General features: G+C 49.0%; 9 protein-coding genes and 1 other RNA gene. 4 read left to right on the top strand and 6 right to left on the bottom strand.

From position 1 onward, the window contains the following. Positions 1–1,113, bottom strand: a 1,113-nt coding sequence (locus R3177_RS10230) for a cryptochrome/photolyase family protein (RefSeq protein WP_318970936.1), incomplete at its 3' end; no start/stop codon positions are given. A gap of 159 nt (positions 1,114–1,272) precedes the next feature. Here R3177_RS10230 and R3177_RS10225 point away from each other — a divergent pair. Beyond that, positions 1,273–1,881: a ZrgA family zinc uptake protein gene (locus R3177_RS10225; RefSeq protein WP_318970935.1), complete on the top strand. Its 609-nt coding sequence runs from the start codon at positions 1,273–1,275 to the stop codon at positions 1,879–1,881. Positions 1,882–1,967: 86 nt separating this feature from the next. On the opposite strand, the gene R3177_RS10220 is transcribed toward R3177_RS10225, so the two are convergent. Continuing rightward, positions 1,968–2,513 carry a DUF3299 domain-containing protein gene (locus R3177_RS10220; RefSeq protein WP_318970934.1) on the bottom strand — a complete coding sequence of 182 codons (546 nt, stop codon included), beginning with the start codon at positions 2,511–2,513 and terminating at the stop codon, positions 1,968–1,970. 57 nt (positions 2,514–2,570) lie between these two features. Between R3177_RS10220 and R3177_RS10215 the strand changes: the two genes are divergently transcribed. Both R3177_RS10215 and R3177_RS10210 read left to right on the top strand, forming a co-directional pair. Continuing rightward, the gene (locus R3177_RS10215; protein WP_318970933.1) at positions 2,571–3,284 is read left to right on the top strand and encodes an ABC transporter ATP-binding protein; all 714 of its coding nucleotides are present in this window, start codon (positions 2,571–2,573) and stop codon (positions 3,282–3,284) included. Then, positions 3,275–4,531, top strand: a complete 1,257-nt coding sequence (locus R3177_RS10210; protein ID WP_318970932.1) for an ABC transporter permease — start codon at positions 3,275–3,277, stop codon at positions 4,529–4,531. Before R3177_RS10215 ends, R3177_RS10210 begins: the two co-directional genes overlap by 10 nt. 26 nt (positions 4,532–4,557) lie before the next feature. Here the strand turns inward: R3177_RS10210 and R3177_RS10205 are convergent, their stop codons facing one another. Then, on the bottom strand, positions 4,558–5,526 hold the full coding sequence (locus tag R3177_RS10205) for a metal-dependent hydrolase (RefSeq protein WP_318970931.1): 969 nt from the start codon (positions 5,524–5,526) through the stop codon (positions 4,558–4,560). Between the two features lie 43 nt (positions 5,527–5,569). Beyond that, the gene (locus tag R3177_RS10200) at positions 5,570–6,412 is read right to left on the bottom strand and encodes a PEP-CTERM/exosortase system-associated acyltransferase (protein WP_318970930.1); all 843 of its coding nucleotides are present in this window, start codon (positions 6,410–6,412) and stop codon (positions 5,570–5,572) included. Between the two features lie 319 nt (positions 6,413–6,731). Here R3177_RS10200 and arfB point away from each other — a divergent pair, with 319 nt between their 5' ends. Then, positions 6,732–7,151 carry an alternative ribosome rescue aminoacyl-tRNA hydrolase ArfB gene (arfB, locus tag R3177_RS10195; RefSeq protein WP_318970929.1) on the top strand — a complete coding sequence of 140 codons (420 nt, stop codon included), beginning with the start codon at positions 6,732–6,734 and terminating at the stop codon, positions 7,149–7,151. A 61-nt stretch (positions 7,152–7,212) separates the two neighbouring features. On the opposite strand, the gene R3177_RS10190 is transcribed toward arfB, so the two are convergent. Beyond that, complete coding sequence (locus R3177_RS10190; RefSeq protein ID WP_318970928.1) at positions 7,213–9,282, bottom strand: amidohydrolase family protein; 2,070 nt, start codon at positions 9,280–9,282, stop codon at positions 7,213–7,215. A 262-nt stretch (positions 9,283–9,544) separates the two neighbouring features. Next, positions 9,545–9,685: a transfer-messenger RNA gene (ssrA, locus tag R3177_RS10185) on the bottom strand; the annotation flags it as partial.

The following is a 9,685-nucleotide window of genomic DNA, read 5'->3' as shown; positions in this document are numbered from 1 at the left end:
AACCATCAGTCGCTGGATATGGTGCGAGTAAGCATGAGTCAGAGTATGACTGATAGCCTGTTGCATACAGCGCATTTTAGTTTTGCCATCCCAGTAGTAGCCTGGCAGTGGTCGTTTCGCATTAAGAAAGTTGCGGCTTTTATAGTCCGGCATCAGCAACCAGTACAGGCCCCTGACGTATTCACGCCAGCCGATAAGCTGGCGGATAAAACCTTCAGCAGCATTAATCGCTACCTTATCCTGCTTATAGGCGGCTTCTACTTTCTGACACATCCAGCGTACATCCAGTAAACCGCAATTGAGGTAAACGGAGCAAATGCTATGAAACAGGAAGGGTTGATCCATCAGCATGGCATCCTGATAATCACCAAACCTGCTCAGTTGTTCGCTGACAAAATGATTAAAAGCCTGCCGCGCCTGCTTACCGGTTACCGCGTAGCAAAAGTTATCCGCTGAGCCTGGGTTATCGGCAAAATGCAGAGTAACCAGCTCCATTACTTCGGTCGTAATCTTATCAGGAGCAAACGTTAGAGGCGCCACGCTCTGCAAGTCAGCAGGCGGTGTTTTCCGGTTAGCTTTATCGAAGTTCCACTGGCCGCCCAGCGGTTGTTTTTTATTGTCCAGCAATAAGCCGGTGTAGCGCCGCATTTCGCGGTAAAAGTACTCCATCCGCAGCTGCTTACGACCATCAGCCCATTGCGCAAACATCGCCGCGTTACATAAAAACCGATCGTCTTCCAGAATATTCACAGGTAACTCAAAGTTTTGTTGCCAATCGTTTATTTCCTGTTGAAGCCGGTACTCGCCGCATTCGGTCAACATAATCCCTGTCAGTTGCGGATGTTGTTTGAGGGTATGCTTTACCGCTTCGCTAAGGGAGGGTATGCCTTGCTGATATGGTAGATAAACGACCTTATTGCCTTGCTGGCGCAACACCTCAGCGAAATGGCGCATGGCACTAAACAGGAGAATAATTTTATGTTTATGATGCATCACATAGCTGGCTTCCTGCTTAACTTCAGCAAGCAAAAAAACGTCGTCTTTGTCTGCCTCACGCAGTGCCGGTAGCGCCGGACTGAGCTGATCTCCGAGAATAACGATTAGTCTGGCCATACATCCTGACTCATTGACACAATAGCCATGGTTACGCAGGGCTGCCAGCGGCAGATCAACGATGTCATCTGTTACTGTCCGTTGATAACCCCAACATATTGCGCTGCGTTAACAAGCAGGTATGATATTGCCACTGTAAAAAACATAAGGACTTTTCTGATGGCAGCGTTTCGTTTCAGGGCAACCGCAGGCAGCGTGTTATCGGCACTGGCAATCAGCGCATTATTGTTAACCCCACCACTGGCGCTGGCACAGTCGCACAGTCATAAGCATGCTGAACAGCATGAGCATGAGCATGAGCATGATCATGAGCATGATGAGTTCACTAGTCCGGGCAGTCATGTGCATGGTCATGCCACGTTGACTGTTGTGCTTGAAGGCAGTGAAGCAATGGTCGCATTGCAGTCAGCGGCTTATAATATCGTCGGTTTTGAGCATGCGCCTAAAACCAACGAACAACGTCAGGAAGTTGCCGCTGCGCTCGAAGTGCTGCGCCAGGGAAAATGGTTTACGGTTAATCCGCAGGCTGGATGTGAACTCGCAGACGCTGACGCCAACACCGATTTAAATGCTGAGGTAAGCACCGCTCACAGTGATTTTTACGCCAATATCAGCTTGGTTTGTCAGCAACCGGCGCGTCTTAACGAAATGACGGTAACGCTGTTTAATCTGGTGCCAAGCGTGGAAAAAATCACAGTGCAGTGGGTAATTAATGGTCAGCAGGGCGCTGCTGAAATCAGCTTAGTTGATAACGTTGTGGCATTTTAAGGTTGTTCGTAAAACGAGCACTGGCGATAACAAAAAGCCCTCTTTGACTTAACATCGGCGAGGGCTTTTTTGATATTGCAGCACGATCAATAGGTATATTCTTCTACCGAATCTGCTTTAAGGCTGTAGGCTGCGTTGGCTAAATCGTGGCTCATCGGTGTAGTGGTAAGAGTACCACTAATCCAGAAGGGCGAATAAATCATATCTGCTTTCAGGTTTTTGGCACCACTGACAAAAATAATCTGATTTGGCGGCGGTGGCGGCACATGAATACAGGCACCGAAGTAGGGTACCAGAAAGAAACTGGTTACATTTTGCTGATCGTCAAACTCCAGCGGCACAATAAAACCCGGGATGCGTACCTTAGTATTATTAAACTCTTCTTTTACCTTGGCTGACTGTAAAATTTGCTGCCACTGCCCGGCAACGGGGTCATCACCGTTATAGTTATCATCAAATGGTGATGGCTGACTGTAATCGTGCTGTACTTCCGGCATAGCCTGTAGCGCAGCCAGATCTTCTTCTGGCATTAAATCAGTCCACTCGATAGTTTTTACTTCGCTGGCATTTAGCATCATGCTAAAACTTGCGACCAATAGCGCAGATAACGTAACAGATAACTTGTTAAGCATTGGAGCTTACCCTCTTAATTTTGCATAATAGACGCCAATTAACGGAGTAATCATAACATGACCGGGACTACACCTGTGACCGACAAGCCGAAAATTCCTGCTATTGAGCTCAAAAATGTCGTGTTCTATTATCAGACCGCAGCGTGGCAACTAAGTTTACCGGCGCTGACCCTGCAGCAAGGCGAGCATCTGTTTATTAAAGGTGCGTCAGGCAGCGGTAAAACGACATTACTGAATTTGCTGGCAGGCATTATCAGCCCCAGACAAGGCGAGATTAAACTCGGCGGCGAATCCTTCAGCCGCTTATCGGCAGCAAAGCGAGATACGGTAAGGGCACGCAAAATCGGCGTGGTATTTCAGCAGCTAAACCTGATCAGCTATTTATCAGTGCTGGATAACGTGTTACTCAGCAGTCATTTTGCCGGGTTAGATAAGACAGCCAGCGAACAGCGGGCCATTAAACTGCTGCAAAGCCTCGCCCTTGGTCCCGAGCTTATTCAGCAACAGGCTGCGGCATTAAGTGTCGGCCAACAGCAGCGCGTCGCTATCGCCCGTGCCTTACTTACCCGCCCGGCTTTACTGATTGCGGATGAGCCGACCTCCGCTCTGGATGCTGACAACCGGGATGGTTTTATGCAAGTCATGCTGGAGCAGGCTAACGCCTGCCAGACCAGTGTAATTTTTGTCAGCCATGATGCCACGTTACGGCGTTATTTTTCGCAGCAGCTGGATATGCAGCATCTGGCACAAGGAGTACAGCCATGTTGTTAAAGCTCGCCAGACAAAGTTTATGGAACCGTCGGGGCACGGCACTGCTGACATTATTCTCGCTTACCATTAGTCTGGTGCTGTTGTTCGGTATTGAACACCTGCGAAAAGAAGCTCGGCAAAGCTTTACCAGTACCATTTCCGGTACCGATTTAATCGTGGGCGCCCGTTCCGGCCAGCTGAATTTATTGCTGTATTCGGTATTCCGGATTGGCAATGCCACTGCCAATGTCAATTGGGCTACCTATCAGCGGATCCGTAAGCATCCGCAAATAAGCTGGACGATTCCGCTGGCGCTTGGCGACTCGCACCGGGGGTACCGGGTGCTCGGGACTAATACCGATTATTTTAAATATTATCGTTATGCCAATGATCAGTCTTTAAAATTCAGGGAAGGTCAGCCGTTTAATAAGGTATATGACACTGTGCTGGGGGCTGAAGTTGCCGCAAAACTGGGCTACAAGCTCGGAGATCAGATCACACTGGCTCACGGTGTCGGTGCAGTCAGTTTCAGTGAACATAAAGATAAGCCGTTTACCGTAACCGGCATTCTGGCGCCAACCGGTACGCCGCTTGATCAGACGGTTCATGTCAGCCTTGAAGGTATTGAAGCGATTCATCTCGACTGGCAGCAGGGGGCACCGGTACCGGGACGTAAAATCAGTGCTGAACAGGCGTTACAACAGGATTTAACGCCCAAGGCAATCACGGCATTTATGGTGGGGCTGGAGTCGAGAATGGCAACCTTTGTCGTACAGCGGCAAATAAATGAATTTCGTGGTGAAGCGTTATCAGCGATTTTGCCGGGGGTCGCGCTGGCAGAATTATGGCAAATGCTGAGCATGGTGGAAAACCTGCTGTTGCTGATTACCTTGCTGGTGCTGGTGGCTGGTCTGGTTGGTATGATGACAACGTTACTTGCCTCTATGAAAGAGCGGCAGCGCGAAATGGCGATATTACGTGCTGTGGGTGCACATCCGTGGTATCTGTTTGTGCTTATTCAGCTGGAAGTGTTGCTGCTCACTTTACTGGCCCTGCTGGTGGCGGCGGTAACTTTGGTTGTCTCCCTGTGGGCTTTACAGGACAGGCTGGCCAGCAGCTATGGGCTGTTTATCAATATCAACCCTTTCACCCTGCAGACCCTGTACTGGGCCGGAGCCGTGCTGCTGGTCAGCGCCCTGCTGGCCTGTATTCCGGCATTTACCGCCTATCGCAGGGCGCTTAATGATGGTCTGGCTATCCGGCTGTAAAGCTGGCGTCGGCAACTGGTCAGTGCTCAATCCGGTGCGACCAGTTGCCGTTGGATCCAGCGCACCGTAGTGCCCATATCATAATTTCGTGGCTGAGCCGTTGCAGGCGAGGATGCATCGGGCGTCACCCGAAAGCTGAACGCGTAGTTTTGCCGCAATCCCATCCTGAGATCGGTGAGGATCAGCTTATCATCCTCGGCCACTAAACTATAAAACCCATGACTGAACGCCGCAATTCTTGCGACGTCAGGATGATCAGCATACTGCTGCTTTAAACGGTTATCCTCTGGATAAAACTGATACTCTACGTCAGCCCGGCGCTGTAATATGTTGCAGAAGCCTTCATAATAGCCGTTATCAGTCATGATAAGGATCCGCCACAACATGGTGTTGAACGGGGTGGGGGTAACCAGTACTGCCCCGGCATCGGGTGCAGGTAACGCCTGCCTGACCCGGGTATCAAGCCACTGCTGGGCACTGAAACTCCAAAGCAGATAGGCCGTTGACAAACCCAGACCCGACGCCGCAGCCCTGACACTCCAGCTTGGTTTAAGCAGCGCAACGATTAAGCTTAGCAGCAACGGTAAAGTATAAAGAGGGTCGATAATAAAAATACTACCGACGCCAAAGGGGGTATCAGTAAACGGCAAACCCAGCCGGGTACCATATATTGTCATCACATCCAGCAGCGGGTGGGTAATCAGCACCAGGCCCATTGCCAGCCACCAGCGGAGGAAAAGCGCAGATTGGCGGTGAATCGCTGTGACAATCCATGCCAGAAGGGGACTAACCAGGGCCAGATAAAACAGCGCATGAGACTGCGCGCGGTGACTGATCATATTGCCGATGGCATCACCGGCATCAAACAACACATCCAAATCGGGTAAAGTGCCGGCCACCGCACCCCACAATACTGCATGTTTAACCGGTACCTTATGGCCCATTACCAAAGTGGCAACGCCCGCGCCTAAACACATCTGACTTAACGAATCCATAACAGTGCTCTGCTGGCTGACAATGCTGTTATTACGCCGTTAATCAGGCGATGGCCCATTTTAGTGAGGTATTTGCTATCGTTGGCTTGTTTGAGATCGATTGTGGTGGTTCCGTTAGCAGCTGATCAGTTAACCGGCGCATCAGATCACGATACTCGGGTTGCAGATTGGCAACGACGTCCCTGGCATCCAGATAGTAGGGCGCCCGTTTGCCATTAAAATCGATTGCTTCACCAATCGGGTTAAAATGAATGCCAATGCGTTGTAATACTCTGGCCAGACTGGGTTCAATGGTGACAAAGCCATGGTAGTAGCCATTCTCCAGGCACAGCGCCGTTGCCATCAGATAAAGTCCTATCGCAATATAACGGTTAAAGGGGCGCGATGAACTGCTTAGCGCCGGCAAATCCTTGGCAGCTGAATCTTTAATCCGGCGTCGGAACTGGGCAGCAACGGCCAGTCTGGAGATTTCACAGACATGCTGCCTTGGGAAACAGGCGGGTGATAAATGCGGCACGGTAATCCGGCCGGCAAAATAGGTTTCTATTGGCAGTGGGCCTGGATCCTGCTGGCAATGGATAAGGCGCACTGTTCCTGCCAGTTCACCCGATTGCGTGTCGGCCAGGCTGCAATGCAGCGCCCTGCGGTCAAAATCGTCCTGTTCCAGGCCTGAAAGCCTGGCCGGTTCAAAGTTAAGCTCTTCACAATATACTTTATGACGCAATCGGAAGACTTTGTTCTTTTGCTGATGACTAATTGCTTGTGAAGCATAAAAATATTTATTGAAATCAGATAGGTTTATCTGATCATCTGAATTTTCTGCAAGTTTGGCCGGGTCAAAACGTTTTTGCTCCGGCTGAGATAATGGCGGATTCAACAATGTCATCTTTATGCCCTAAAGAGGATAGTACAACCTGATCTATCGGATAATTTTACGGTATATGTTGTATGCTTAACCTGCTAAGACATATCCGTCCATGTTAAAGTAAGGGCGCACTTCACTGTGCTCAGGCGTAATAACTATGCAGATTTGAGTGCAAAGGGTCAAACGCAGATTTAATTCATCTGTTCCAATATAAGATAATATTTTAGTAATGGCTTGATTTTACAGTTGTAAATTTTCTAAACTTTTTTATCACTTTCTCATACAAAAATTAAGCTTAAGTTCATAAAACATCGGTTTAAGCAAAAAAGGCAGGATATGCGTGGCAATTACAATATCAGGCAGTGTAGCGATTGAAGACAGCGAGCTGGAGTGGCAATTTATTCGTGCCTCAGGTGCCGGTGGCCAGCATGTTAACAAGGTAGCGACTGCGGTACAGATTATTTTTGACATTGCCGCTTCGTCGCTGCCAGATTTTTACAAACAGCGTTTGCTGAGCCGCAGTGATCACCGCATTACCAAAAGTGGCAAAGTGATTATTAAATGCCAGCAAAGCCGCAGCCAGGAAATGAACCGGGAGTTAGCCCTGGCGCAGTTTATCGAGCTGGTGCAGTCGGTGGCCAAGGTCCAGAAAAAACGGCTGGCAACCAAGCCCACCTATGGTAGCCAGCAACGGCGGCTGGAAGTTAAGAAGCAGCGCAGTAAAACCAAGGCGCTGCGCCAGGGCAAGCCTGAGCTCTGAACGACATAATAAACAAAAAAGCCACCTTGCGGTGGCTCTTTAGCATGTCTTGCAACCGAGGTTAGTTGCCGCTATGGACCCGCGGCACATCAGTGAAGGGTTTAATGCCAAATTCAGGATAAACCTGGGAAGGAAAATAAATTTCGCCGTCTTTAGCCACCATTGCGACTTTTTTAATGGCGCCTAGGTCTTGTAGCGGATTACCCGGCACAAGGAAAAAGTCGGCCAGTTTGCCGGTTTCAATACTGCCTAACTGCTCTTGGTGGCCTAAGTAACTGGCCATGTCATAAGTGGCCCGGCGCAGAACCTGCGCATTTGACATACCAATCTTTGAGAATAACTCTAACTCACGGTGCAGCTCAAACGCACCCCCTAAGTCTGTGCCCGGAACAATAAAAATCCCGCGTTGATGCATCACTGTTAAGGTGGCCAGAATTTTATCAAAGGCCGCTTTATAGGCTTTGTCCTCCGCCTCATCTACTACATTCAGCAAGGCTTGTTTAGCTGAACGCTGTGTACCAATTGGCATGTGATCAATATAATCGATCATACCCACCCGCGTTTCGCCGTTGCGGCCGGTAAGCCCGAATTCATGGATGACGATGGTCGGGTCGATGGCAATGTTTTTATCGACCATAATATCCAAAGAGGTTTTTACCGCTTCACTATCAAGATCGAGATCGGCAAAACGTTTCATGCCGGTGATCCGGAATAAAGTACGGGTGTCCTCTTCTCTTTCCAGCACCCAACTTAGCATCAGCTGGTTGATATGGGTAATTTCGTTATAGCCGCTTGCCATCATTTCATCGACTTTAGAAAATGCCGGAATGTGACCTGCTACCCGCATACCGTGTTTTTTGGCCTCAGCGACCATAGCTGGCACCCACTCACCTTTAATCGAGCTGTAAATTTTAATCTGATGATAGCCGCCGCGTTCGGCATACTTCCTGATTAAATCAACGGCTTCCTGCTCGCTTGCTGCAAGCTCGCCGGTGGCGGCTGAAAACGGGCTTTTACCTTCGATAAATGCACTTTTGGTAATACGCGGACCAATTAATACATGACCGTTGATTTTATTTTCCAGGGTCTCAAGTACTTTATTGTCGTTACCCATATCGCGCACTGAGGTAATGCCTGCCATTACATTTAACAGGGCGTCATCGTCACTCATATGTGCATGCATTTCGTATAAACCCGGAATAAGGGTGCCACCGTTGCCCTCAATAACGACCTCGTCAGGAGCAGGCGTTTGCACTACGTCGTCAATTGCAGCGATTCTATTCTGATTCAGCAATACTGATTTGGGTGCGGATAGTGATAACGTCTGTGGCTCAAAGATCCGTACATTGTTAATCCGTACCGGTTTATCAAAGTTGTTGCTGGCGCGCCTGGCTATCTCTTCAAAGCGTGAGGTATTTAACTTCGCTGCCAGCTGCCGCAATGTCTGATCTTCTGCGATTAAATTCTGCTTCAGCAGGGTGAAGCGTGGCGTCAGGTAGGCCAGCATTTGCCGGTCGTTATCAAGCGCAATATAACTGGGGTCTAAACTGATCCCGGAAATAGCATAAATGCTGGCATCGACTGGCTGGTCAGTAGTTGTGCTTTGCAACGAAATGTTCTCGAGCTTTTCTAGTCTTAACTGGCCGCCAGGCAGGGCAGCTAAGGTATTACTATCACTATTCAATAAGGCACTGGCATAAATATAAAGGGCATAAGGGCTGGCATTTTGCGCGACATATACCGATTCACCTGAGAACGGTGCCTTGCCACCGCCAGCGGCATCCTGCCAGGCTGCTGTACTTTGAGTAACAGTAAAATATTCTTCAACAGCATTACCGAATACGGTTTTGCCGGAAATTTTCCATTCCAGGGGCAAGCCCGAATCGTTTAGTCGCAGACTCTCAACACTGCTGGCACCGCGACCATTGTTGCTGTAGCCATAATCAATAGTCAACTCATTATTCAATCTTTCAACTTTGAGCTCACCCACCTGGGTGCCACCAAACAGCACTGCATATTTTTCACCGCTTTGCTCTGTAACGGGAGCTGTGGCTTGTTCCTTCGGTATATCGGAGGGGGAGCAGCCAAATAAACCAAGACACAAGAGGCTTAGAGTCAGATGTTTAAACATTAGAAAGGCCTGTGGTTAGAAAGATTCGTTTCCAGTATTACACAGCTTTTTGAAAAGAACACAAGTGGTGGGGCCAACGGCAAAATTTATGCGATTCAATCCGTAAGCCATTTATTCGTCAGTTATCAGGCTATTGAAACGGTTTAAGAAAGAGTGCCGCAGCAAACAGCCAGCGTCGACTTTGGCAACCAGGGTCGATAACCAAAGCTTTCCAATTAAAGCAGAAAAGCAAAAGGCCAGCTTGCGCTGGCCTTTTGTTAGGTGGTGGAGCTGGGGGGAGTTGAACCCCCGTCCGAAAAACCTACATCTTCGGTACTACATGCTTAGCACATTCATTTAGTTAACCCTATGAGCGCCGAATGGCAGGCTATCGTCGGGCGAGCCTGATTGGTTTTAACGTGTT

Origin of the sequence: Arsukibacterium sp., assembly GCF_033722355.1 — a bacterium.
In the GTDB taxonomy this organism is placed as follows: domain Bacteria; phylum Pseudomonadota; class Gammaproteobacteria; order Enterobacterales; family Alteromonadaceae; genus Alishewanella.
The sequence above is the reverse complement of the archived record's forward strand: the minus strand, read 5'-3'. Positions and strand labels throughout refer to the sequence as shown.

Bases quoted from the DNA above. Each gene is read 5' to 3' on its own strand.
- R3177_RS10225 (WP_318970935.1), top strand. From the start codon at position 1,273: ATGGCAGCGTTTCGTTTCAGGGCAACCGCAGGCAGCGTGTTATCGGCA.
- R3177_RS10220 (WP_318970934.1), bottom strand. From the start codon at position 2,513: ATGCTTAACAAGTTATCTGTTACGTTATCTGCGCTATTGGTCGCAAGT.
- R3177_RS10215 (WP_318970933.1), top strand. From the start codon at position 2,571: ATGACCGGGACTACACCTGTGACCGACAAGCCGAAAATTCCTGCTATT.
- R3177_RS10210 (WP_318970932.1), top strand. From the start codon at position 3,275: ATGTTGTTAAAGCTCGCCAGACAAAGTTTATGGAACCGTCGGGGCACG.
- R3177_RS10205 (WP_318970931.1), bottom strand. From the start codon at position 5,526: ATGGATTCGTTAAGTCAGATGTGTTTAGGCGCGGGCGTTGCCACTTTG.
- R3177_RS10200 (WP_318970930.1), bottom strand. From the start codon at position 6,412: ATGACATTGTTGAATCCGCCATTATCTCAGCCGGAGCAAAAACGTTTT.
- R3177_RS10190 (WP_318970928.1), bottom strand. From the start codon at position 9,282: ATGTTTAAACATCTGACTCTAAGCCTCTTGTGTCTTGGTTTATTTGGC.